This window comes from Planktothrix sp. PCC 11201, assembly GCF_900009135.1.
Lineage (GTDB): Bacteria > Cyanobacteriota > Cyanobacteriia > Cyanobacteriales > Microcoleaceae > Planktothrix.
Genome location: NZ_LT797706.1, coordinates 193,177 through 217,240 on the forward strand (window position 1 = coordinate 193,177; position 24,064 = coordinate 217,240).

The window sequence follows — 24,064 nt, forward strand, 5'->3', positions numbered from 1 at the left end:
AATTAAAACTGAGTTTTCTCTTGAACAAATTGTAATCAAAATTTTAGCTTTGGTGTACGATGAGTTCTCTTAGATAATAAAACCGATCATTTCGCCAGTCTTCCGCTTTTTTTCGTCCGACATATCCAGCTAGAGGGGAAGACAGTTCGACCAGGATTTCATGAAGTTCCCGTTCTGATAGGAATTGAGGCTGATTGGAGCAATAACGTCCATGAATTCCTGAAACTGTTGCTTCTGCCATTTGAGCATTATTTAGATAGTCTTTGACTACTTTAATAATATGCGATCGCAATTGTAAACGATTAAACACGATTTTAATATATTTATCTATGTTATCATCCATTTGACCCCATTCCTCTTGATCCCCTTTCTTTTTTTTAAAATAGTCTTTGAGTTCAATTAAGTCAACTGAACCCGGATATTGAGCTTGGAGTTTAACGAGTTTTTCTAATGTTTCAGGATTAATAATTGTCATCTTATGTACTTTTGCTGCCTCGTTCATTTGTTGAGTAGGTTCACTAGGGCCTATAATTAATTTAATGGCGTCTTTGAACAGTTTTTCATCCTTTAAACGCAGTGTTCCTAAATTTAAGAGTTGAACTGCGGTATCATTGGGGGTTTTTTTGCCTGCTTTACATTCGCCGACAATCGGATAAGGTTTTGAACAAAATAAGTCTAATCCACCTGCACCTCCTTTATGAGCATAGTCTATAGTAAAACCTAAAAATTCTAAGCTTTGTTTAACAATATTCTCAAAGTCTGTTCCGGCTTGATAGTTGCTTTTGCCTTCGTCTAGTTCTTTACTTCGGTTTCCGAATGCTGCTATTTCATTAATCCAATTTAAGCTGGAATCATTGGTTAAATTGGCAGGTTTTGAAGTTTTCCAACCTAAGAGTTGATGAATATTGGCTTGTAAAAGGTTTAAACCGAGTTGTTCTTCCTGAGATAAAGAGTTAGTTTGAAACTGGGCGATCGCAGTTTCTAATTCTTCTAATTCAGGATGTTCTGGCGGTTGACGATTGAGAATTTTTCGATATAGATGTTCAAATTTATGATCATCTAAAATCGGATTTGTTTCTGTTACCGTAATAGAATGGGGTAAAGGTATAAATCGAGAACTATTGACAGATGATACTGTGATCGGTTCAGGGAGTTTATAAACCCGAAGATAAGTTAAAAAAATGTTTCCTCGCTGTTGTAAGAGGGCCTTTAATCCTTCCTCCGTCCAAGGGGTTACTTTAGATAACTTAGTCAAATCTTCGGGATCGTTTACTTGAGAACAGTTGTGACATTTACCCCAAAGCTTAATTTCAACTTCATCAAAATTTATTTCATCTAAAACAGTTTTACAAGTTGACAAAAAACTTGATTTATAGTATTCCTCAACTGGAAATAAATTCAACAAAGTATTAACGGGATAAAGGGCGAATGATCTCCCCAAATACATATCAACATGAGTAATAATGGTGATCATTCTGCCCTGACTTAAGGCAACAATATCAGGATATGGCACTGATAAAGCATTATCAAGCGAAATAGAGTTATACATTTTTAAAACCCAGATAAATCAATATCATTTTCTGATTCATAGCCGTTATTTTCTGATTCAGATGATAACATTAGAGGTTCCTCCATACTCACATCATCAGGAACTTGGTATGAAGGATCACTCAAAATTTCTCGAAGTAATGGATTACTTTCACCCAAATTATACTTTGCTCCTTTTTCATGAATAAATTTTAAGATTTCTTCTTCTGTTAATTGATAATCAACGCTACGCTTTTGATGAACTGCACGAATCGCAATTAATGGTTTAATTTCTTCTTCTTTAAGTTCTACATATTCTCCCCCTTGACGAATTAAAGGTTGTAGATAAGTTGCTTCCATATAGCCAGTAATTTTTTTAGTTTTAGAACGCACTAAACACCCTCTTGTAATCTCAATTGAATAATCTTGAGGAGCAATAAGCCTTTTAAACCCTGCTCCTAGCGCGTGACCGCCATCATACTGAAGCACTGCTACACCAATTGCTATATCTTTCTCATCCTGTTTTCCTATAATTTTAAAATTCAGAAAACCATCTTTAGATTCTTTTCGTTTTAAACGCCGTACCTGATCTGTAACTCCTTCAACAAAAATACCTTCAATCGTTTTACCAATTAAACTTTTGCATCCGAAAAGCAAAGCGTCAGCAATCAAATAATTATCATCAATTGAGCTTTCTACATCTTGCTTCATTTCATCATCAAATGCCTGTTTTACTGGATCTTCAGGAGGGGGAAAGACGGGCGATATTTTGCTAGGCAAACTTTTTTTGCATAAATTCAAAACTTCTCTTACTGTACTAGATTTACTTTTACCTAAATTTCTAAGTTCCTTTTCGTCAAAAGGATAAAGAGGATCATGGGAGACTAAATTTTTACTGGTGTAAAAATCTGATAAACGCATTTTTACTAATTCAATTGCTGCATTCTCATCCACAAACTTTAAACTGAGTGGATCGTCGCTATAACTAGAAATCTTATGCAAAGGAAAGTTTGTTAGGGTTTTAATCTTGTCTTTCCAAACATTAGGTAACATAACACTTAAAATAATACCTCGTTCGAGGTTTTCAAAGAGTTCTTTAATTAATCCAGCAACAAACTGCACTCTTGCATATCCTAAATCTGGATCTTGATCAACGATATTATCTAATTCATCAAAACAAATAACAAGCTGATTATATTCGCTAATCAAATCTAAAATCTGTAAAACAGCATCAAAAGATAAGTTTTGAGGAGGCAAGCCTAATTCTACTGTTTTATGTTGAGCTAATTCTTGACCCCCTAGCCAATTATTAGCATACAAAACTTGCTCTAAAGAAAGTGTCCAAAATATACATCGAACAATATCAGGGTTCAGATTAGGATATTTTGTTGATTTTAATTGACAAAAAGATTTAGTCAATTTAGATATCAAGCCTTTAGCTTTCTTATCAGAATTTGTTACTTTATCTACTAATTCTTGTGCAGAGTAACTTCTGATCTTGTTTTGAATAAAAGTTTCATTCGCCATATTAGTAGCGAGTTCCTGCCATTGTCTAACATCCTGACTTCCTTGTTGATTTAAACTATCTGCAATGGTTTTTTGGAACCCATGTTTAATATTTTTTAAATCCCCATACTTATTTGCGTACATAAATAAAGCTCCACCTTGAGATTTTAGGCGATGTCGAATGCGACTAATAATATGGGATTTTCCCGTTCCATATTCTGCTGTAATCACAATTGATGTTTTATAGTTTTGTTGTAAAGTTTGGAAAACAGCATCAGACGCATGAGCATTCAGAAAAGCCACATCTGGGAACTCTTGTTGCCAGATATTTTGATAAGTTACAGTCACTTCATTAAAAGGATTGTGACTCAGTAGGGCATGGTTTAAATCTTCGATTGAGGAAGTTTGAGGATTAGACATAATGACTGGTACAAGGTAAAGGAACAAAAAAAATAAATATTTATTAGGCTTCTAAACGCTTGGTGTAGTAACGCATAGCTCCTAATTCGGTTTGAATAGAATCTTCAACTTTGTCAGGTGTACTATCGGTCATTTCACCCCCAATCAGTTGAACAAGATCATTTGCTTGCATTTCTAATATCCATTCATTGAATTGTGAACGAGTAACTTGATCACCAATAGTCCGACGAATGCGATAAATTGGGACTAAGTTATCATAGTTATAATCTTTATTTAATTGATCATACACCTGAAGGGCGATCGGTTTAAACTCCTCATAGGAAGCGATCGCAGTTTCTTTAACAAATGTTGCGGAAGTTATTCCTTGATTTAATTCTCGAATTAAACCCACCAACCCATTAGCTAAACGAGAAGCTATAACCGTTCCATCAAACACAAAATCAGGACTACTTAAAGCATCAATTAACATTCGTTTTCCCGTATCTGTGATCGATACCATGGGGGTTTGATTTTGCTTATAAATTTTAATTGCTTCCGCCGCTTTCAATTCTTCATAAATTGTTTGAGCAACGCCAATTTTTTTGTTATTGCGTTTTTGCTTAACTTTACTGGTCAATTCACTTTTTTTGACTTCCCCCTCCGTGCAACTCATCGCCCACAAGGTCAGGAGGAGGCGAGTTTTATCCATTATTCCCGTCGTAGCAGTAACCGAATTAGACGAATCCAGAGCAGGTGTTGAAGACATATTATTAATCAGACTATGGAAAAATATGATCAAATTTTACAGCAAACTTGTCTTAAATAAAAGCACAATTGTTCATTTTAATGAGATAAACTCCGTATATTCTCGTAGAGTTTATAAAATGTTGATACTAAGGTTGATGGATTTCCAGGCTTTTGACCTTAACGGGACATTTTTCTGAAAAAATTGTGTGGATTGATAAAACTCAGGATAGTCAAGGTTGGGATTTGTTATACTCTGCTATGATTAGCGACCTAAATATAGGACGGAAAATAATGGCACAAACTCTACTCGAACAACTACGGGAAATTACCGTTGTCGTGGCGGATACTGGAGATATCCAAGCCATTGAGATGTACACCCCTAGAGATGCAACTACCAACCCCTCCTTAATTACTGCCGCCGCCCAAATGCCCCAATATGAAGATATTGTGGATGATACCCTCAAAAAAGCCCGTCAGGAGTTGGGGGGAAGTGCTTCGCCTGCTGAAGTGGCAAATTTAGCTTTTGAAAGGTTAGCCGTGGCTTTTGGATTAAAAATATTAGCCATTATTCCGGGGCGCGTATCAACGGAAGTCGATGCTCGGTTATCTTATGATACGGAAACCACCATTGCTAAAGGTCGTTATATTATCGAGCAATACGAAGCGGCTGGGATTTCCCGCGATCGCATTTTAATTAAAATTGCCTCCACTTGGGAAGGAATTAAAGCCGCCGAAGTCCTAGAAAAAGAAGGGATTCATTGTAATTTAACCCTATTATTTGGCATTCATCAAGCGATCGCCTGTGCAGAAGCTGGGGCTACCTTAATTTCTCCCTTTGTCGGTCGGATTTTAGATTGGTACAAAAAAGACACCGGACGAGATTCCTACCCCCCCGAAGAAGACCCTGGCGTTTTATCTGTCACCCAAATTTATAACTATTATAAAAAATTTGGCTATCAAACAGAAGTGATGGGGGCAAGTTTCCGTAATATTGGGGAAATTACCGAGTTAGCCGGATGTGATTTATTAACAATTTCTCCCGCCCTATTAGAAGAATTACAATCAACTATTGGCGACCTCCCCCGCAAACTCAATCCCGAAACCGCCGCTAGTTTAGACCTGGAAAAAATCTCGATTGATCAAGAGACTTTTAACCGAATGCACGCCGAAGATCGGATGGCTTCGGAAAAATTAGAAGAAGGAATTAAAGGGTTTTCTAAAGCCTTAGAAGCCCTAGAAAAATTCTTAGCGGATCGATTAGCAAGAATTGAAGGAGAAGAAGTAATTAGTCATGCGGCGGAAGACATTTTCCGCGCCTATGATTTAGATGGCGATGGCTATATTACCCGGGAAGAATGGTCAGGAACAGACGCCGTATTTGATGCCCTCGATCAAGATAATGATGGTCAAATTACCGCCGAAGAAATGGCCGCCGGACTGGGTGTATCTTTCCATTTAGCCACGGTTTAAATACCCAAAACTTGAGGAAAAACTGTAGAGACGTGCCACGGCGCGTCTCTCTACTGTATGTTTATTCAAGTTAAACAATTTCTGCCCTCAAGGGTAATAATTTTACTAATATGAGTCCATTAATTCCCGATTCTATTTTCAACTCCCTAATGGCCGATTATTCTGAAACGACACCCGCTTTAGAGGATTTGCAACGAGAGTTTGCGGCTAACCTACTCTATCTTCAAGGTCAATTACCAACAACCGCAACCCCCCAGGAGTTATATCAAGCTTTAGCCCATACCGTTAGACAATTTTTAATGCCTTCCTGGGTGAAAACAACTCAAAATTGTTCCCAAAATAAAGTTAAACAAATTTGCTATTTTTCCACGGAATATTCTTTGGGATCTCATCTAGCTAATCATTTAGTCAATTGCAATTTATGGGAACCATTCCGAGAATCTCTAAAAGCCTTTAATCTCAACTTACAAGACTTAATCGACCAAGAAATAGAACCCAGTTTAGGCTATGGAAATGTTGCCCAATTACCTATTGATGAATTGGATTCTTTGTCTACCTTGAATCTGCCCGCTATTGCCTATGGAATTCGTTATGAATTTGGTAGTTTTGATCAAGAAATTCATCACGGTTGGCAAGTCGAAAAGATTGATAAATGGTTGCGATATGGAAATCCCTGGGAAATTGCCCGTCCCGAGGCTACGGTAAATGTGCAGTTAGGTGGTTATACGGAGGCTTATTATGACCAACAAGAACGCTATCGGGTGCGTTGGATTCCCCAGCGTTGCATCAAAGGAGTTTCCTATGATACACCGATTTCCGGTTATCAAAGTCATACCGTCAATACCTTAAGATTATGGAAAGCAGAACCCATTGTTTCCTTTAATTCTCAGGATTTTAATATTGGGGATTATTATGGAACTGTTCAGGGAAAACCCTATGTTGAATTACTCACAAAAGTCCTATATCCCCATGATGAAAAAATTCAACAAAAACAACTACGTTTAGAACAGCAATTCTTTTTTGTCTCCTGTTCTCTCCAAGATATGATTCGGAATCATCTGGCAACGGGAGAAAATTTAGAGACATTTCATCAACACTATTCTATTCAACTCCATGATACGGCTAGTGCGATCGCTATTGCCGAATTGATGCGATTATTTGTAGATGAATATGGCTTAGAATGGGAAAAATCCTGGTCAATTACACGAAAAACTTTTACCTATCTAAACCCAACACTGTTACCCGAATTTCAACAAAAATGGTCTGTGGGATTATTAGGAAGTTTATTACCCCGTCACCTAGAAATTATCTATGAAATTAATAATCGATTGTTGATTGGAGTTCGCAGTCAATATCCGGGGGATTTTAATAAATTATCTCGACTTTCTTTGATTGATGAAACGGGAGAAAGATATGTTCGCATGACCCATTTGGCTTGTATTGGCAGTTATGCCATCAATGGAATTTCTCTCTGGCAAACCGAAGGATTAAAGCAATCAATTATTCCCGATTTTTATGAATTAACACCGGAAAAATTTAGGGCAATTAGCAGTGGGATTACCCCTCGGCGTTGGTTGGTTTTAGCCAATCCTCGTTTGACGGAATTAATTACTCATAAAATTGGGGATAGCTGGATTAAAAATTTTGCGGATTTGCGGAGTTTAGAATCGGAATTAGATCGGTTAGAATTTCGTTTGGCTTGGCGAAATATTAAGCAAGAAAACAAACGAAATTTGGCTATTTATATTCAAAAAAACTGTGGGATTACGGTAAATCCTGATTCTATTTTTGATATTCAAATTGAACGAATTCAGGAATATAAACGTCAACATTTGAATATTTTAAAAATTATTACTCTCTATAATCGGATTCGGAAAAATCCCGATGGGGATTATGTTCCCCAAACCTTTATTTTTGCGGGAAAAACCGCCCCGGGTTATGTGATGGGGAAATTGATGATTAAATTAATTCATGCGGTGGGTCAAGTGATTAATTCTGATCCGGTGATTGGCGATCGCTTGAAAGTCGTATTTATTCCGAATGTTAATCAAACTTTAAGTCAACATATTTATCCCGCCGCCGATGTCTCTGAACATTTGGCCATGGCTGGGAAAAAAGCCGGGGGAATTGCGATTCTTAAACCTGCTTTTAATGGATCGTTAACATTAGGAATTGTAGATGGCGCGAGTGAGGAATTACGCCATGCAATTGGAGCAGAAAATTTCTTTGATTTCGGATTAAGTTTATCTGAAATTGAAATTTTAAAAGCTAAAGGTTATAACCCTTGGAGTTATTATCATGGCAATGAAAGCCTGCGAGAAAGTATTGATCAAATTGCATCTGGTTATTTTTCCCAAGGTGATCCGAATCTGTTTAAAACATTGGTTGATGCCCTATTATATCACGATGAATATATGGTTTTTGCTGACTATCAATCCTATCTGGATTGCCAAGATAAAATCAGCCAAACCTACCGAGATTGGGAAACCTGGACGAGAATGTCTATTTTAAATGTAGCTCGTTTAGGTAGTTTTTCCTCCGATCCAATTGTCCAGGCTTATTCTGAAAATGTTTGGCGGATTCATCCGGTTTAGGATAGTATCAAGTTTAAGTTTTTTGCACCCTTTCACCCGCCAATATGAGTAAGATTACTTTTGCCGAGCAGTTCCGCTACAGATTTGATAATTTCATGTCAAAAGGCACCATTGCCTTAGTCAGTGGTTTAGCACTGGTGTCCTTCGCCTTTATTCTGATTATGGGATTTTTAGTCAGTCTCGCTCGGGTTGCACCCCCAGGGGATACGGCACTGAATCCCTTTGAGGCAATGTGGGCTGTTTTAATGCGTACCCTGGATGCGGGAACTATGGGAGGCGACCAGGGGTGGTCATTTCGTCTGGCGATGTTATTGGTAACCTTTGGGGGAATATTTATTATTAGTACCCTAATTGGTTTGCTTAGTAGTGGCATTGATACCAAGTTAGAAGACCTGCGGAAAGGACGTTCACGGGTGATTGAAACCGATCATATTGTGATCCTGGGTTGGTCGTTACAAATCATCACTTTAATTAATCAACTGATTTTAGCCAATGCGAATCGTTCAGATACTTGCATTGTTATTCTCAGTCCTGAAGATAAAGTTCAGATGGAAGATCGTCTCTATGATGGGTTGGGGAAACTGCGTCAAGTTCGCCTCGTTTGTCGCACCGGAAATCCTAGTAATTTAGCGGATTTAGGCATGGTGAATATTCAGGCAGCCCGCTCAATTATTATTTTAAATGAATCTCTAAACCAATCTGATACTCATTTAATTAAGACTCTTTTAGCGATTAAAAATTTACCCCGTTTAGAATCTAAACCCTATCATATTGTCGCTCAGGTTCAGGATATTAATACCCTCGATATTATTCAACTGATTGGACAGGATGAAATTGAAGGATTACTGACTCAAGATTTAATTTCCCGCATGATTGTTCAAACTTGCCGTCAATCGGGTTTATCGATTGTTTATATGGAATTATTGGATTTTAGCGGGAATGAAATCTATATTCACGAAGAACCTGCTTTACAACATCAATCCTATGGAGATATTCTCTTAGCCTATCTTGATTCTGCGGTGATCGGAATACAATCAACCGATGGAACAATTCAACTCAATCCGACCCTAGATAGGATCTTACAACCGGGAGAAAAATTAGTTGTTTTAAGTGAGGATGATAGCACGATTCGCTTATCCGGTGTTTCAGAATTTGCGATTAATCGGAGTGTGATGCAACTGACCAAAGAACCAGCCATCTCGACTCCCGAACATACGTTAATTTTAGGGTGGAATGATCACACTCCTCGGATTCTAGTTCAACTGGATCAATATGTTGCCACTAACTCCAGTGTTACCCTGGTTTCACCTTTCCCAGAAACCGATATTATTAATGTCTTAAATACCTTGAATTTACAACAACAAACCCTGGAGTATTATCAAGGATCAACCACCGAAAGAAATGTTTTAGAGTCTCTCAATTTAGAGAAATATCACCATGTTATTGTGTTGTCTAATCCCGAGTTAGATCCTGAAGAAGCCGACGCTCAAACCTTAATTACTTTGATCTATCTTCGAGATATTGCCGATCGCAAAAATCCTAATATACAGATTGTCACTGAAATGTTAGATACCCGCAATCAAGCCTTAGCTCAGGTGGCGCGTCCCGATGATTTTGTGATTACTGAACAAATTATTAGTCGGATGTTAGCCCAAGTTTCAGAACAGAAAAACTTAAATGCTGTATTTGCCGAATTATTTAGTCCTCAAGGGTCAGAAATTTACCTTAAACCAGTCAGTAATTATGTCACTATTAACGAACCGATTAATTTTTATACCTTTGTTGAAGTGGCTAAACAACGGGGAGAATCAGCCATCGGTTATCGGTGTTTGAAGGATGCTAAAAATTTAGCCAGAGGTTATGGAATTGTGATCAATCCGAAAAAAGATGAAGTGATAAAATTTTCCCCTCAAGATCGGATTATCGTTTTAGCGGAGTCCTAACATCAAGCCGGGTGCATCGCTATTTGTTGATATTTAATCAGGGGTGTTTCTATGATGCTAAAAAAATAATTATTTGTTATAAATCCCGGGTAATTTTTAGTTAAAAATTATTGCGAAAACTTGACTTAATCCTCTATAAACAACTACTGTTGTATATCCTCAGTATTAGGATGGAAAAATGATTACTTCAGAACCCATCATTTTAAGTTTTAAAAACGTCACTTTAAGCGACGAGCAATTTTATCAACTTTGCCAAGATAATGAAAATTGGCAACTCGAACGAACGGTCAAAGGAGAATTAGTAATTATGCCCCCCGTTGGTGGAGTCAGTGGTAATCGAGAATCAGATTTAAACGGTGAACTTTGGTTTTGGAATCGTCAAACTCAACTGGGAAAAGTTTTTAGTTCTTCTACTATATTTCGCTTACCCAAGGGTGGCGATCGCTCTCCCGATGTGGCTTGGGTAGCTAAGGAACGTTGGGAATTACTAACACCTGAAGAACAAGAAAAATTTCCCCCAATATGTCCTGATTTTGTGATTGAATTACGTTCTCGCACTGACTCCCTAACCCAACTTCAAGCAAAAATGCAGGAATATTTGAACAGTGGTTTGCGCTTAGGTTGGTTAATTAATCCCCAAGAACAACAAGTAGAAATATATCGTCCTAATCAAGCTCTTGAAATTGTCAAACTACCCACAACTTTATCAGGAGAAAATATCTTGCCGGAATTTATTTTAAACCTACCTCTTTTTTAATTATTTTGCTTATTAACTACAAAATTCACCTTAAAATAACCATAGGAGTAAATTAAAAATGGTTCAATTACTAACTAAAACCTATTCCTTTGAAGAATATTTAGCTTATGACGATGGCACGGATAACAAATATGAATTAGTTAATGGAGAATTAAAACTTATGCCTATTGCTAGTGGTTTTCATGCTTTAATTTTGGTTTTAATCTATGATATTTTAAAAGCGGAAATTGATCGAATTCAACAGCAGTGGAAAGTAATGCCTGGTACAGTAGGAGTAAGAACAGCCAAAAAGAAATCAAGGATTCCTGATTTAGTCATTTTGTCAGAAAGTCAATGTCAAGAACTCCGAAAAATGTCCGCCGCCGTTTTAGAAGCACCTCCCCTATTAGCGGTAGAAATTGTTAGTCCGGGTAATTCTGATGATGATTACCGTTATAAGCGTTCTGAATATGCGGTTAGAGAAATTCCTGAATATTGGATTATTGACCCAGAAACCGCAAAAATCTCGGTTTTATTATTAGTTGCTGGTTTTTATGAAGTTACCGAATTTACAGGTGAACAGGAAATTAAATCTTTACTTTTTCCTGAATTAAAGTTGATATCTAAACAGGTTTTTGAGGTCTGAAATTTTTGATTAAAAACGAGACTTGGATTTTTCGGAGTTTGCTATAATTATAAAATTGATATTTTTTTCACAAAATCTTGATGTTCTACGGTTAATAAACCCTGTTGTAAAACAGCCAATACTTTAGCTAAATTACCCGCTAATAAAGCAGCTTTATCTAACCATAATCCCGGGAATACTTGAGAACAAATTATATCATCTGTATTAGGCTCAAGTTGAATATATTCTCCTTCATTTAATCTAAACCAATCAAATTGACGGTCATAAACTCGCCAAACTAGATATTCTTGTACTCCATTACGACGATAAACGTTTAATTTTTGGTGCAAATCGTAGGAAGCGGTAGAAGCTGCAATTTCTACAATTAATTCTGGTGCACCTTCGATATAATCATCTTCACTAATGCGCGACTGTCCTCCGGTTTCAATTCTTAGCAGTGCATCGGGTTGAGGTTCATTATCCAGGTCAAGACGCACTGTAGTATTATCCAATACCTCCACTCCTAGCGTAGCAGCTTCGTAAGTGACTAGCCAACCCATAATTCCAGCATGGGGTTTACCGTGACGTTTTGCTCTAACCGGAGATGCCATATAAACTATTCCTTCAATTAATTCCGCTTTTTTGAGATTAGGCAATACCTGATAACGACGCTCAAATTCAGCACGGGTTAATTTGTCGCCGTTTTCTAAGGTCGGAATAGTTAAGTTGGTCGAAATTGCATTAGCAGCTATCATCAGCTTTTTTTTGCTATATACGGATGTTAAGTATAGCATATTTTATATAATCTGCGGTTAATATAGCAAGTCTAAATCAGTTGTCTAAATAGCTGGAAATCCAAATCATCGTAGGGGCGAGGCGCGCCTCGCCCCTACACACCTTTCCTAATATTCAAAAAGCGATCGCTTCCTTATTGATTAAAACTTACTTTACCGCCAATCTCCCTGAACTGTAAACGCCGCCCAATAATAGGGAGATTGCCATTTTCCCGATTTCCACATTTCTAACTGAGCCTCTCTTAAAGCGATAATGGGATTCTTACCCCCCTTCAATATCGGCTGATAAAATCGAGTCATTAACTCAGAAGTTGACGCATCATTAACACTCCACAAACTAACAACAACCCGCCGCGCACCAGCATACATAAATCCCCTTGTCATCCCCACTAAACCTTCGCCTTTCGTCTCTTTCCCTAAGCCCGTTTGACAAGCACTTAATACCACTAATTCCGCAGGTAAATTTAAGTTAAAAATATCGTGGAGACGTAAAAACCCATCCTCAGCTTGTCCTTGTTGATTAAATAAGGAAAACACCACTCCCGATAGTTCAGGATTAACAGAATCCAGTAAACCATGAGTAGCAAAATGAACTATTTGATATTCAGATAAATTGGGATTTTTGGCTTCTTCTAGGGAGGCTTGAAAGTCTAGGGCTTGTAACCTTTGATTTTCAGGAACTAATGCTAGAATTTTCTCAGCTTCGGTGCGGGTATACTCCAGACGGCCATAAGCTTTAGGCCCTTCCCCAATACCTAAATTACGGGTAGCCCGTTTGAGGGCTGACTGGTTTACAGTTTCTCCAATAGCCCCCCTTTCTAAGGGGGGTTGGGGGGATCGACTTGTCAGGCGAGAGTCATTAAGGCTGAAAACGGGGTCGGCTAATACCGCGACAGTTTTGGCTACCGTTGGGCGATTTTGTAGTTGTTCCCGTTGAATAGCAATGGTTGAAGTTGAGGGAGAGGTAACAATTTCATGCTCTACTAAAAGGGGTGTATTAGGTTGAGATGGAATGGGTAAGGCCGCAAAGGGAATATATTGTAATACCCCATCGCCAACAATTAATAAACGTTTATTTCCCAGTTGAGAAGCTACGGGTTTTAGTAATATTTCACTGAGGGGGAGTCCGCTTTCTACGGAAGTAGATTCATTAATCTCTCGCCAAGGTTTGGCAATTTCTTCAATTTCACTTTGTTTAGGTAAAACATAGCTGGTAATACTATTTTTAGTCACAGCCCAGAGATAACTGCGGTCTTCTCCCAAGGAATATTCTAATAGTAGGGTATCATCATCAAGGACTTTTTCTTGGATTTGTTGTAGGGTGAGAGGCTGGGGATATTTGAGGTTAGCATAACGGGGACTGGTAAGGCGAATTTTAGCTTCTAATTCGTCGAGTTGATTGAGTAAAGATTGAGATTGTTGTTTAATTTCATCGAGTTGTTGTTGGGTGTATTCAGCGCTTAAGAGTTCCTGTCTGCGACGTTCTACGGCGTTGAGTTGCTGTTGTAAATTGCGTTCTTGTTCTAATAGTTTGGTGTCAGCACCTTGGCGGATATTGGCACCGGCTTCGGTGAGGAGTTCTACAAGACTTCGGGCGCGAGTCCGTTCGCTGGCAGTGAGGGCTTTGGCATCATAGCCTTGGGAGGGGTTTTGTTGATGCAGTTGCATTAATAGGTCGATGTAAAACTGGTAATAATCTTGAACGGTGGCAAAGTAGGATTGACGCAGTTGTTGAGAACCGATTTTGGTGCGGAGGTCTTCAATAATGGTAATGGCGGCTTCTATGTCAGTCAGGGCTGCGGTGAGGTTGTTTTGACTACGTTTGAGGTAGGCAAAATTATAGAGAGTCACGGCTTCCCCCCCTCTATCCCCCACTGTCCGTGATAGGGCTAAGGCTTGGTTGTAGTAGTCCAGGGCTTTCTGCTTTTCTCCCAGGGAGGAGTACACCCAGCCAATATTGTTGAGAGTAGTGGCTTCCCCCTCTCTATCCCCCACTGCCCGTGATAGGGGTAAGGCTTGGTTGTAGTAGTCCAGGGCTTGCTGCTTTTCTCCCAGGGAGGAGTACACACCACCAATATTGTTGAGAGTAGTGCCTTCCCCCTCTCTATCCCCCACTGCCCGTCTTATGGGTAAAGCTTGGTTGAAGTAATCTAGGGCTTGCTGCTTTTCTCCCAGGGAGTAGTACACATTGCCAATATTGCTGAGGGTAGTGGCTTCCCCCCCTCTATCCCCCACTGCCCGTGATAGGGGTAAGGCTTGGTTGTAGTAGTCTAGGGCTTGCTGCTTTTCTCCTAGGTCGCCGTAGACCTTACCAATATTGTTGAGAGCAGTGGCTTCCCCCCCTCTATCCCCCACTGCCCGTCTTATGGGTAAGGCTTGGTTGTAGTAGTCTAGGGCTTGCTGCTTTTCTCCCAGGTCGTCGTACACAGCGCCAATACCAGTGAGAGTAGCAGCTTCCACCCTTCTATCCCCCACAGCCCGTGATAGGGGTAAGGCTTGGTTGTAGTAGTCTAGGGCTTGCTGCTTTTCTCCCAGGGAGGAGTACACAACGCCAATATTGTTGAGAGTAGCAGCTTCCCCCTCTCTATCCCCCACTGCCCGTTCTAGGGGTAAGGCTTGGTTGAAGTAGTCTAGGGCTTGCTGCTTTTCTCCCAGGGATTTGTAGATATAGCCGACGTAAACAAGAGATACGGCTTGTGAACGTTTGTCACCTGCTTGACGGTAGAGTATGGCAGCTTGTTCAAATTTAGGAATTGCCTGTTGCAGAGATTCTGCTGTTCCTTGCTGAAATAGTTCTATTCCCTCTTGATAAAGTCTATCCGCTTCGGGGTTGCTGCTATTTTGGGCGATGAGGGTTTGGGGTAAGAAACCGGGTTTCTTGAGTTCAGTGGGTTGGTGATTAGATATAGTGAGAAGAAACCCTGTTTCTAAGGGTTTGGGTGTTGCCATCCCTGACTCCGATAGCAACGCGACACTGATAATTCCTGATACGGAAATGCCTTTGAGGAAAGCAAAAACTAATTTGTTCTGACTTGTTTTTATTTCCATTTTTTTACCCATTCCCCTAATTTGAATTTACATCAATTCTAATACATAATTTTTCCTTAACCATTGGGCTAAAGATTCTTGAGTTTCTTGGTCATTTGCTAACCCTTCCATGATTTGCACAACCTCGATTTCTGGAACTTCTAGTAAATAGCCATTTAACCCAAGAAAAACATACATCGCCATGAAAGCTGTGCGTTTATTACCATCAATAAACGGATGGTTTTTAGCCAAACCATAACCATAAGCGGCTGCCAGGTCAAATAAATCAGGTTGACCGTAAGCAAATAAATGTCTGGGTCTGGCTAAACTTGCAGAAAGGAGATTTTCGTCCCTGAGTCCTAAACTACCACCATGCTGCTGAATTTGATCCTGATGGATAACTCGAACAATTTCTTCAAAAATCCATAAGGGTTAATTCACTAGGCTAATTCCCTTAACGCATTTTTATATTTTTCGCTAATCACTTGATAAGCTGCCATTGTTTTGTCAAATTCAGATTGATCAATAGTTGAGGAATTATCGGAGGGATTATTCTGTGCTTTTTCGGCGAGAGAACGCAAAAAAACCAGGGCTTCTGCTAACAGTTCATCAGGTAATTCTCTGGCTAAGGTAATGATTTCTTGACGCATTTCTTGAGTCATAGTTATTGCCCATTATATTTTAAATTATAACAAAAGACATTTGATCACGGCTTGATTCGGTTTTTTCTAACCTATTAATATTCCTCTTAACTTATCAAATGTAAAAGCGTTCCTACGGTTACGGGTTGCTCAATCTTTACCTGTCCTACTAACCCATCACGGGAAATGATTTTCACTTTTCCTGTACCATTAATAGCAGTAAATATTGTTCCTGTTGTCACCTTTCTTAAATCAATTCCCCCTAACCATAATTGGGCTGTGTCACCACTGACTGCCGTTACAACTGCTTGGGCAGGAGATTTGGGAGAATTAATAAAATAGGGCAGTTGTTGTTGATACCCACTCCCCACTTTAACTTCATAACGGGGAACTTGGTTGTATCTTTCAGGAATTTCTGGGAGAATTTTTTGAAATACTCGTTCAATATTGTTGTCTTCCTGCCAGAGATAATAAGTTAGTAAATAACTAAATAGACCAGATTGAAAACCATTAATATTTTCTTCCCGCGACAGTTGGTTTGGGGAAGTTGCTGCTAATACGACCCCTTTAGCTACCCCGGTCTGATAGCTTTTAACAAATTGTTCGGGAGATAAATTTAATCGAGATAACCACTGTTGCTGATAGTTTTTTTCATCAGAAGAAACTAAAATATTTTTACCTCCTTCCCTGGAACGCACCCGGACTTCTCGGGTAGCCCCACCGGAAAAACAACTATCTAAAACCACCGTCACATTGTCGGTTTTCAGGGCTGACATTAATAAAAATAAGGTATGCCCCATAATATCTTGGACAACTCCCCCAACTTCAGGATATCCGGCAGGTAAGTTACTATTAATAGGAACAAAGGTTCCATTTAATCCTTGTCTATCTCCTAATCGGGTTATAATTGGATCGGGATCAAAAATCCGAGAACCATGCCCCGAATAGTGATAAACCACAATATCTCCGGGTTTAGCTTGTTTGATTAAATGTTCTTCAAAGGCGGTTAAAATTCCTGTCCGGGTGGCTTCGGTTTGGGGTAAAATATAAATATCTTTAGGATTAAATCCGAAGCGATGAATTAACAAATAGCGTTGTAAATCTATATCGTTGACACATCCTTCTAGGGGGTTGAAAGGATATTGATTAATCCCTACTAATAAAGCTAGTTTGCGGGGGGTACTTTGGGCGAGGACTTTGCCAGCTTGTTCAGCTTTTTGTTGGAATAGGAATTGATTAATTCCCAGAGTTGCTAGTGCTGAACTTGCAAATTTGAGGAAATGACGACGATTAATAAGGGTCATTTTAAAACTTATTAAGAAAAGCATTTTTTAAATGTGATCGCTGTTCTGAATCAAAAAGCGATCGCAAACGGTATTTTAATAACCTGTGCCAGCATCTAAATTAGCTATTTCTGAATTGACTTTTGCAGAACACCCAGATAGTATTGCCAATTAACCATGATCGGTCGTCTCATCAGGGGGTTTACTAATTCCTAGACTTTTTTTGGATGAACGTAATTTTTTCCAAAGTTGTTTGATTTGTTGATAAGCTTCCTCTGAACTTACTTTCCCATTCGTCTCCAATCCACAAATATAGTTAACTCGCTGGGCAAATTCCTGCAAGTTGGAATTGAAAATGAGTTTTTCTGGGGTAAACTCTCCCTGGTAGCGACTGCGAGGGTAGAGAAAATCATCGCGTTCTGACATAGCTATCTCCCAAACAATTAGGACTGTGGGGTTCCGAATAGGACGGAAAATGGACAATTAGCCACCACTGGGATTTACCAAAAGCAGTTAAGGGCTATTGATATTCTATTGAGTTTAATCCTCATTGTACTTAGCATAGCCTATCTGCTTGATTAATTGTGCCTTTAACAACTATTGACTAAGCCGTGGCTGAATATTAAGACTGGGAGTAGTAGGGGCTCTGGGTAAATCTGATAGCAGCGAGAGCCTAAACCCTTACAATGTTTGTGAATACAATCGTGTTGAGGATGTGAATTTCAGTGGCCAATCCATTTTTAACCGTTAACGACGAACCCATTCTCTTAGGTCAAGCCCTAAAATACCTGCAAACGGCTGGGAAACTACAGCCCATGGTAACCGATATTTTGCGAGAATATATCCTAGATCGGGAATTGCAATCCCGAACGGATTTGGATATACCTGCTGCTAGTATTGAACAATCGGTAGTGAATTTCAGATTAGAACGGAATCTCAGTGACCCCCAAGCCTTTCAACAGTGGTTAGAAAGTAACCGCATGACCTACGAAGCCTTTCACCAACAAATTGTTTCTGGGTTTAAACGGGAAAAACTCAAACTCTCGATTGTACAACCTCAACTTGAGGAATATTTTCAGCAACGGAAACCTACTTTAGATGCAGTGGTGTTATCCCGAATTTCCTTGAATGACTATGAACTTGCAGAAACATTAGTCTCTCGTTTAAAAGAACAGGAAAGCCGATTTGAAGAATTAGCCCGAGAGTATTCCATTACCAATGAACGCTCTTTTAATGGGATGATGGGAGCCGTGGGTTGGTCAACTATTCCCGATCCCCTCAAGGTCATATTACAACAAACCCCACCCGGACAAATAGTTGGCCCGATGGAAGTGGAGGGAGGCTGGTGTATTTTCCGAGTGGACGAGTTTTTAGAAGCCTCCTTAGACAACCCTCAAGTTAGACAACGGTTGCAAAACGAATTATTCGAACAGTGGTTAAATCAACAACTACAATCCGCTAAAATCTCCCTGAATATTCAAGATTAATTCTCTAATAGTAGGGCACAGAAAACGGTTTAACGGGTAACAAAAACGACAATAATTTACTCTCTAGGTTTGAACATTAGTGTTTGTCCTAACCTTGCTTCTGCGATAAAAACACAGGAGTTAGAATTAATTCTAACTCCTGTGTTTTTGCAATTCTGCCCCCCTGGAGATAATATTCCATCCCTTGAAGTTTTCTACATATCTGTTAAGTTCAGTAATATTACTGAATTTACGGGTAAAAATTTGACAGATTAATTGAGCAAAATTCAGTATTTTTTCTAATTGATTAAGGGGCGTATTCAAAGTTAATATTTTGTCTAATAAAAAGATTACCGAATCATTCCCTAGGTCAGCGGTTGGATTGCTCCTGATTCAAGGGTAATAAGTGCTGATGTCGTCTTCTGAATCGCAAAACCAGCTTTAGGGTATAAGCGATTGTACGCCTTGCACCGGAGCAGCTTGATGTTGCACTCTCATGTTGTGTTAAATCTAGGACTGACCCGAGGAGTCGCTATTTCAGAGGAATTCTCATGCGTAACTTTTTGATTTTCTGTTGGGCTTTGGCTTTAGTTTTAGTAGGGCAAATAACGCATTTTCTGATGCTTCCAGGGTTGAGTGCGACTGAAGATAGTGGAATAGGGAGGATAGCTAGCTTGATATCTCTGGAATCAGCTGACCGTAATGCAGTTGAAGTTGATGGTATCCGGTTTGAGATTATCGTACCCGAACGGGTGTGGAGTATCCCAGAAAAACACTCCAGTTCCGCAATTCCTGTAAAAATTGGCCTTCGTATTACCAACCAAAAGCCAACACCTATTCACCTCACCCGCTTCGATCCTCAAATCGTTCTTGGCTTAGAAATAGTCGGAGCAGATGGATTGCCACTGAAGGGCAAAGGAATTAGAGATAGGCTTATGGGGTTGAGGATGGAGCAACTTGCTTGTCCGTTAGTCCAGGCAGGAAAGAGCGTGACTTTTTTTCTGGATGCCAATCTCTACTGGCGGGATAACTTGCTTCATCTTGGAGGCTCGGATGGATTAGGTGGCGGATGGAATTTTGATAATCTAAAGCCTGGTATTTATCAGGTTCGGTTCTTGTATGGCAACTCAAGCTCGGTGGCTCCCTGCTATGACTCAATTCAAGACCCAAAAACCAGAGATCCCCAGGTATTACAGGGACTCTGGACAGGTCAAGCAACGACTCCATTTGTGGAGGTTCGTCTAGTCCAGCCTTAAACACAATTGCATCCCAGTTGCCGTATGGCTAAATTTTATGCAAATGCCAATGTCTTTTTAACAGTTACTACATAAAGGAGTTACAAAAAGTGCAACTAAGACGATATTTTCTTGTTTTATTGACAACTCCCTTACTGGTCGCCTTAACAGGTCGGTCGGGCTGGGCTTTCTCTTTTACACTCCCCTCGCAACAACCCAGTTCTCCTTGTACTCTGAGTTCCTTGTACTGTAACCCAGCGTCGTACAGCGATCCAAATTTGGGTACAGTAACTACAACTATCAAGCCAGTATCGCAACTCCCACTAGGTGGAACGAATGCTTTCTTTAACCTACTGACATCATCTGTTTGGGCGCAAGAAGGCTGGACATTTAATAAAGCACAACAAAATTTACAAGGGTATTTTGATATTAAAGTTTATAAACCTTATGCCCAGCGTATCCCTAACTACAGCGTAGGGGCTAACATACAAATTCTTTACAATCCTGTTATTGGTCAAGATCCAATAGGTAATAACGTCCATTGGATTCAGCGAGTAGTTAGCAATCATGGGGTCACAACCCCGATCCAAGGGCCGATAGATCAGGGACATGGGACTTCAGAGGACAAAATTGACGTAGTAGAAGAGCAGAAAAAGCCAGGATCAATTACAATGCCTAACCAAATTTTTACTCCTTACTACGATACAGTCTCTGGTTTAGCTGATTCATTTCGGTTTGAGGACTTTTCAACTCGTCCTGATATTACAGAAGACCATAATTGGTACGCCGAACTTTACTTAGTTCAGGAAATCGCACCGAAGACAGTAGTTATTCACAATGGAATTTCTTGGGGTTGGGAAAATATATTCACTCCTGGGCCTCCTCAACCCACCCAAACATTTTCCAGCACTCTCACCGCCGGCTCCAACGAAAACCAACATCAAATCAACGGCTTAACTCCAGGAAACTACTTTTATGCCTGGACTAAAAATGACCTGCCCTCAAATCAATGCAATCCCAACACCTACTTAACTACATATAACAACAATAGCTCTTGGGATGACGACGACAGCAGTTTAGTCGGAGACGGCTTCGCTTCTGCACTCGCAGGTATCGTAGCCGATGACGGTACTATTAATCTAAGTGTCCGTGCAGCAAATCCAGGGGGTCGAGGAGAAGACAGCGGCGACTACGAACTTTATACCACAGTCTACCATCCTGAATCTGCCCCACCAGACATCATCGTCGGAAGCAGTGGAGGTGGGGGAGTCGTCTTTCAAAGACCCCGGCCAGGTGGAACCCAACAAAATCCCATCCTACCCACCAGTAGTAGTTCTGGGGGTTGGCAAATCTTCAACAACGTACCCGGTTGTCGCTGGTATGACCCCCACACCACCTACGGTTTTGAATTTCAAGCCTTAGAAAATACCTTATTTACCGAAATTCTCGACTTCCCCGTGGGTCAAGACAACCGCTTCACTGTCTCGGTCGCAGACACTATTTTGGGAGAATTTAGCCCCGGAGATCGCCTCAATTTTGTCTCTCTATTCGGTGCAGGAGTTTCTAATTTTAGAATTACCGATATCGATACCTTAATTGGTAATACAAAAGAAACTGCTTTTCCCATTCAATTGGCATTCAATCAGCAAGTCGGCAGCTTCCAAATGCGTGCCATTGAAGAAACACCATCACCGAGAGAGATACCCGAACCTACAGCAATTGTCGGTTTATTCATATTGGGGGGATGGGGGATCTTTCAATGGCGAAAAATTCAGAAGGATAAAGAGCCATGAAATATCTCTATACTTTGTTGTTAGCTCTGAGTCTGATTCTGATTAATCCTTGGGGTGATAATCGAGGCGAAATCTGGACTTATCCTAAAGTTTTTGCGGTTCTACTGATAACGCTATTAAATCTTTCAATTCTCTGGACAGAAAGATTTGATTTAACAATTCCCAAAAACTGGAAAATTAGCAAATTGCTCTGGGAAATCTTTCTAGGTATCGGGTTACTTTCAACTCTGTTTAGTCCTTTTCCGCTTCGTTCCCTATTCGGTCAAAATGAGATGGGTGATGGATGGCTGTATTGGTTGCTGATTGCAGTGTTTACCCTCAGCAATACCCTGGTGTTAAGACATCACCCCTCAATCCTGCATTTCCAAATTAACGGTTTAATCATTGGTGGAGTTATTCTGGCTCTTAGTATTTTTCCTCAAGTTATTAATTGGAAAATCGACTATACAGCCACATCAGGTCAACTTTTACAAGACCATATTTTAGCTAGTACAATTTTCCAAACCCATCAACCGATTGGTTTGTACTCCCATCGCGGACACGCTGCGTTTGTGTTAGCAGCAGTGGCGGTATTAGCAGTCACCTGTTGGCAGAAAAGATGGCTCAGTCATCGTAGATTAGTAATTTTTCTCATCCCAATTATTTTAGCTTTATTGTGTACTCAAAACCGAGCCGCTTTATTGGCTTTAATCGGAACAGTGATTTACCAACTCGGACGCAAATCTTATCAATTCTTAATTCCGGCTGCCCTAGTTGGTTTGCTAGTCATTGGTATGAATACAACTACCCGTAAAATCGAGAATCTACCTTTAATCAAACAAGTTACATCAGGTCGCATTTATTTAGGGCAACTATCAGGAGCGGGAATTGTTCAGCGTCCTCTATTGGGATGGGGGATGAATGGTTTTGGAATTGCTTATCCTTATATTTTCAATCCTAAGTGGCAACCGAAAATTGTTCATCTGGGTGATTTTAGTTTTGAATACATCAATAAAAAAGGCGTAATTGACAGAAAAGCGATCGCAACCCATAAAGCTCACAATTTAATTTTAGATAGCTGTTTATCGGTTGGTATTTTGGGGATGGCGTGCTATTTGGGACTGTTTGGTTTTAGCTTATGGCAAGTTATACAGTCACCTTACCGTGGGATGGAAGCCATGGCAATCTGTTATTTAATTTTTACCCTAACCTGGTTTGAATGTGCCCAATTTACCCATATATTCTGGTGGGTGCTCAGTTTCAATAAAAAATTGCGGTCGATGAATGATTTTATCAAGTAGCGACCGCTTTTTCTTTACTCTTTCTGACCCGACTTTAAAACAGCCGTACCCCTGCTCTCCCTGCTTTTTAATCTTCTTCCTTCGGCCCAAATACCATTTGCACCACCATGGTTTCTCCTCCCTGTTGATGATATCGATCTGCCCATTGCCGAATAATTTCATCTAATTCTTCAATGGCTCGATCAATTCGTTCACGGGGGATATCTAATTCTTCTAAAACCCTCATTACCCTAGGCTGACGTTCAGCCCAGTCCTTCATTAATTTGAAATATCTGGCTGTATCTTCCACCATAATAAAAGTTCTTTCCTCCTGATCTTCGGGGGAATAGGTGGCTCGATTTAGGGCATAAAACGGCATTCCCCAAGGGGATTCGATTTTGATTACGGTTTCAGAATAGGTTAAACGGCGTTTAATATGTTCGGCTAAGGCTTCACTTAAAGGCATTCTCCGATTGGGCTCTAAATCTTCCTGAGAACGGGTATGTAAAAAATCAATTAATTCCATAAATTGAAAGGAATTAATTAATTGAGCATCGGGTAAACCTTGAGGCAGTTTACTTTCAATTACCCGCTTTTCTTCTTGAGTTAAACTACTACCTGAAATCCGAGAACGTCCCGGTTGCCAAGGATAATGTTCTAACCAAACATAGGGAAACTGAATCAAATATCGAGGTTCTTGAGACCCCAACATTTTTAAGAGTTTGCCTTCGGTTAATGCTTGTTGAACTTCCTCAACAATCACCTTGACTCGCTTGGGTTCAATATGGTGCAGGTGTCCTGTCATTCTCAGGTTTTTTCCCTGTTCCATATAGGTCATATAAATGGCGCATTTTGCCGCCGTGGCAGCCGCATCAAGGAACGCCCCATGTCGATGTCCACTGGTTCGCATGGCACTAAAAGCTAGATATAACAGAATCTGATCCATGGCACTGGGGCTAAGACTTTTGATCAGATCGGTGTCTTTTGTCATAGAAACCTCATAGAAATTTAGAAATGAG

At 39.8% G+C, this 24,064-nt stretch carries 19 protein-coding genes; 9 read left to right on the top strand and 10 right to left on the bottom strand.

The window, feature by feature from the left end:
- Positions 1-43: 43 nt before the first annotated feature.
- Genes PL11201_RS18065 through PL11201_RS18075 form a run of 3 tightly spaced genes read right to left on the bottom strand, consistent with a single transcriptional unit; the run spans position 44 to position 4,198 of the window.
- The gene (locus PL11201_RS18065) at positions 44-1,549 is read right to left on the bottom strand and encodes a DUF1802 family protein (protein ID WP_079680281.1); all 1,506 of its coding nucleotides are present in this window, start codon (positions 1,547-1,549) and stop codon (positions 44-46) included.
- A 2-nt stretch (positions 1,550-1,551) separates the two neighbouring features.
- Positions 1,552-3,453: a P-loop NTPase fold protein gene (locus tag PL11201_RS18070; RefSeq protein WP_079680282.1), complete on the bottom strand. Its 1,902-nt coding sequence runs from the start codon at positions 3,451-3,453 to the stop codon at positions 1,552-1,554.
- Between the two features lie 43 nt (positions 3,454-3,496).
- The gene (locus PL11201_RS18075) at positions 3,497-4,198 is read right to left on the bottom strand and encodes a hypothetical protein (RefSeq protein ID WP_200816810.1); all 702 of its coding nucleotides are present in this window, start codon (positions 4,196-4,198) and stop codon (positions 3,497-3,499) included.
- Positions 4,199-4,470: 272 nt separating this feature from the next.
- On the opposite strand from PL11201_RS18075, the gene PL11201_RS18080 reads away from it, so the two are divergent.
- From PL11201_RS18080 to PL11201_RS18100, 5 genes are all read left to right on the top strand, one after another.
- A complete protein-coding gene (locus PL11201_RS18080; RefSeq protein ID WP_079680333.1) occupies positions 4,471-5,649 on the top strand; it encodes a transaldolase in 1,179 nt (392 codons plus the stop codon).
- Between the two features lie 110 nt (positions 5,650-5,759).
- Positions 5,760-8,243 carry a glycogen/starch/alpha-glucan family phosphorylase gene (gene glgP / locus PL11201_RS18085; protein ID WP_079680284.1) on the top strand — a complete coding sequence of 828 codons (2,484 nt, stop codon included), beginning with the start codon at positions 5,760-5,762 and terminating at the stop codon, positions 8,241-8,243.
- Between the two features lie 95 nt (positions 8,244-8,338).
- Positions 8,339-10,186 (top strand): CASTOR/POLLUX-related putative ion channel, encoded by a 1,848-nt coding sequence (locus tag PL11201_RS18090; RefSeq protein WP_234996759.1) that lies wholly within the window; start codon positions 8,339-8,341, stop codon positions 10,184-10,186.
- A 178-nt stretch (positions 10,187-10,364) separates the two neighbouring features.
- Positions 10,365-10,943: a Uma2 family endonuclease gene (locus PL11201_RS18095; RefSeq protein ID WP_079680286.1), complete on the top strand. Its 579-nt coding sequence runs from the start codon at positions 10,365-10,367 to the stop codon at positions 10,941-10,943.
- Between the two features lie 58 nt (positions 10,944-11,001).
- Complete coding sequence (locus PL11201_RS18100) at positions 11,002-11,568, top strand: Uma2 family endonuclease (RefSeq protein WP_079680287.1); 567 nt, start codon at positions 11,002-11,004, stop codon at positions 11,566-11,568.
- A gap of 47 nt (positions 11,569-11,615) precedes the next feature.
- Here PL11201_RS18100 and PL11201_RS18105 read toward each other — a convergent pair whose 3' ends face one another.
- From PL11201_RS18105 to PL11201_RS18130, 6 genes are all read right to left on the bottom strand, one after another.
- Entirely contained in the window at positions 11,616-12,302 is a 687-nt protein-coding gene (locus PL11201_RS18105; protein ID WP_200816811.1) for a Uma2 family endonuclease, read from the bottom strand.
- 192 nt (positions 12,303-12,494) lie between these two features.
- Positions 12,495-15,389, bottom strand: coding sequence for a CHAT domain-containing protein (locus PL11201_RS18110; protein WP_079680335.1), 2,895 nt, complete (start codon positions 15,387-15,389; stop codon positions 12,495-12,497).
- A gap of 27 nt (positions 15,390-15,416) precedes the next feature.
- Positions 15,417-15,791, bottom strand: a complete 375-nt coding sequence (locus PL11201_RS18115; RefSeq protein ID WP_079680288.1) for a type II toxin-antitoxin system death-on-curing family toxin — start codon at positions 15,789-15,791, stop codon at positions 15,417-15,419.
- A 17-nt stretch (positions 15,792-15,808) separates the two neighbouring features.
- The gene (locus PL11201_RS18120; RefSeq protein WP_079680289.1) at positions 15,809-16,030 is read right to left on the bottom strand and encodes a hypothetical protein; all 222 of its coding nucleotides are present in this window, start codon (positions 16,028-16,030) and stop codon (positions 15,809-15,811) included.
- Between the two features lie 86 nt (positions 16,031-16,116).
- Complete coding sequence (locus PL11201_RS18125) at positions 16,117-17,313, bottom strand: caspase family protein (protein ID WP_079680336.1); 1,197 nt, start codon at positions 17,311-17,313, stop codon at positions 16,117-16,119.
- A 150-nt stretch (positions 17,314-17,463) separates the two neighbouring features.
- Entirely contained in the window at positions 17,464-17,718 is a 255-nt protein-coding gene (locus PL11201_RS18130) for a DUF7219 family protein (RefSeq protein WP_079680290.1), read from the bottom strand.
- Between the two features lie 299 nt (positions 17,719-18,017).
- Here PL11201_RS18130 and PL11201_RS18135 point away from each other — a divergent pair, with 299 nt between their 5' ends.
- From PL11201_RS18135 to PL11201_RS18150, 4 genes are all read left to right on the top strand, one after another.
- Positions 18,018-18,779, top strand: coding sequence for a peptidylprolyl isomerase (locus PL11201_RS18135; RefSeq protein ID WP_079680291.1), 762 nt, complete (start codon positions 18,018-18,020; stop codon positions 18,777-18,779).
- 530 nt (positions 18,780-19,309) lie between these two features.
- Complete coding sequence (locus PL11201_RS18140) at positions 19,310-20,014, top strand: hypothetical protein (RefSeq protein ID WP_079680292.1); 705 nt, start codon at positions 19,310-19,312, stop codon at positions 20,012-20,014.
- Between the two features lie 89 nt (positions 20,015-20,103).
- Complete coding sequence (locus tag PL11201_RS26180) at positions 20,104-21,786, top strand: hypothetical protein (protein WP_144017812.1); 1,683 nt, start codon at positions 20,104-20,106, stop codon at positions 21,784-21,786.
- The gene (locus PL11201_RS18150; RefSeq protein ID WP_200816812.1) at positions 21,783-23,066 is read left to right on the top strand and encodes an O-antigen ligase family protein; all 1,284 of its coding nucleotides are present in this window, start codon (positions 21,783-21,785) and stop codon (positions 23,064-23,066) included. Before PL11201_RS26180 ends, PL11201_RS18150 begins: the two co-directional genes overlap by 4 nt.
- A gap of 67 nt (positions 23,067-23,133) precedes the next feature.
- Here PL11201_RS18150 and hetR read toward each other — a convergent pair whose 3' ends face one another.
- On the bottom strand, positions 23,134-24,036 hold the full coding sequence (gene hetR / locus PL11201_RS18155) for a heterocyst differentiation master regulator HetR (RefSeq protein WP_079680293.1): 903 nt from the start codon (positions 24,034-24,036) through the stop codon (positions 23,134-23,136).
- Between the last annotated feature and the right edge of the window lie 28 nt (positions 24,037-24,064).

Excerpts from the sequence above, each read along its gene's own strand:
- PL11201_RS18150 (WP_200816812.1), top strand. The coding sequence starts at position 21,783 with ATGAAATATCTCTATACTTTGTTGTTAGCTCTGAGTCTGATTCTGATT.
- PL11201_RS18130 (WP_079680290.1), bottom strand. The coding sequence starts at position 17,718 with ATGTCAGAACGCGATGATTTTCTCTACCCTCGCAGTCGCTACCAGGGA.
- PL11201_RS18105 (WP_200816811.1), bottom strand. The coding sequence starts at position 12,302 with ATGATAGCTGCTAATGCAATTTCGACCAACTTAACTATTCCGACCTTA.
- PL11201_RS18095 (WP_079680286.1), top strand. The coding sequence starts at position 10,365 with ATGATTACTTCAGAACCCATCATTTTAAGTTTTAAAAACGTCACTTTA.
- PL11201_RS18075 (WP_200816810.1), bottom strand. The coding sequence starts at position 4,198 with ATGTCTTCAACACCTGCTCTGGATTCGTCTAATTCGGTTACTGCTACG.
- PL11201_RS18070 (WP_079680282.1), bottom strand. The coding sequence starts at position 3,453 with ATGTCTAATCCTCAAACTTCCTCAATCGAAGATTTAAACCATGCCCTA.
- hetR (WP_079680293.1), bottom strand. The coding sequence starts at position 24,036 with ATGACAAAAGACACCGATCTGATCAAAAGTCTTAGCCCCAGTGCCATG.
- PL11201_RS18120 (WP_079680289.1), bottom strand. The coding sequence starts at position 16,030 with ATGACTCAAGAAATGCGTCAAGAAATCATTACCTTAGCCAGAGAATTA.
- PL11201_RS18100 (WP_079680287.1), top strand. The coding sequence starts at position 11,002 with ATGGTTCAATTACTAACTAAAACCTATTCCTTTGAAGAATATTTAGCT.
- PL11201_RS18110 (WP_079680335.1), bottom strand. The coding sequence starts at position 15,389 with ATGGAAATAAAAACAAGTCAGAACAAATTAGTTTTTGCTTTCCTCAAA.
- PL11201_RS18065 (WP_079680281.1), bottom strand. The coding sequence starts at position 1,549 with ATGTATAACTCTATTTCGCTTGATAATGCTTTATCAGTGCCATATCCT.
- PL11201_RS18080 (WP_079680333.1), top strand. The coding sequence starts at position 4,471 with ATGGCACAAACTCTACTCGAACAACTACGGGAAATTACCGTTGTCGTG.
- PL11201_RS18090 (WP_234996759.1), top strand. The coding sequence starts at position 8,339 with ATGTCAAAAGGCACCATTGCCTTAGTCAGTGGTTTAGCACTGGTGTCC.
- PL11201_RS18140 (WP_079680292.1), top strand. The coding sequence starts at position 19,310 with ATGCGTAACTTTTTGATTTTCTGTTGGGCTTTGGCTTTAGTTTTAGTA.
- PL11201_RS18125 (WP_079680336.1), bottom strand. The coding sequence starts at position 17,313 with ATGACCCTTATTAATCGTCGTCATTTCCTCAAATTTGCAAGTTCAGCA.
- glgP (WP_079680284.1), top strand. The coding sequence starts at position 5,760 with ATGAGTCCATTAATTCCCGATTCTATTTTCAACTCCCTAATGGCCGAT.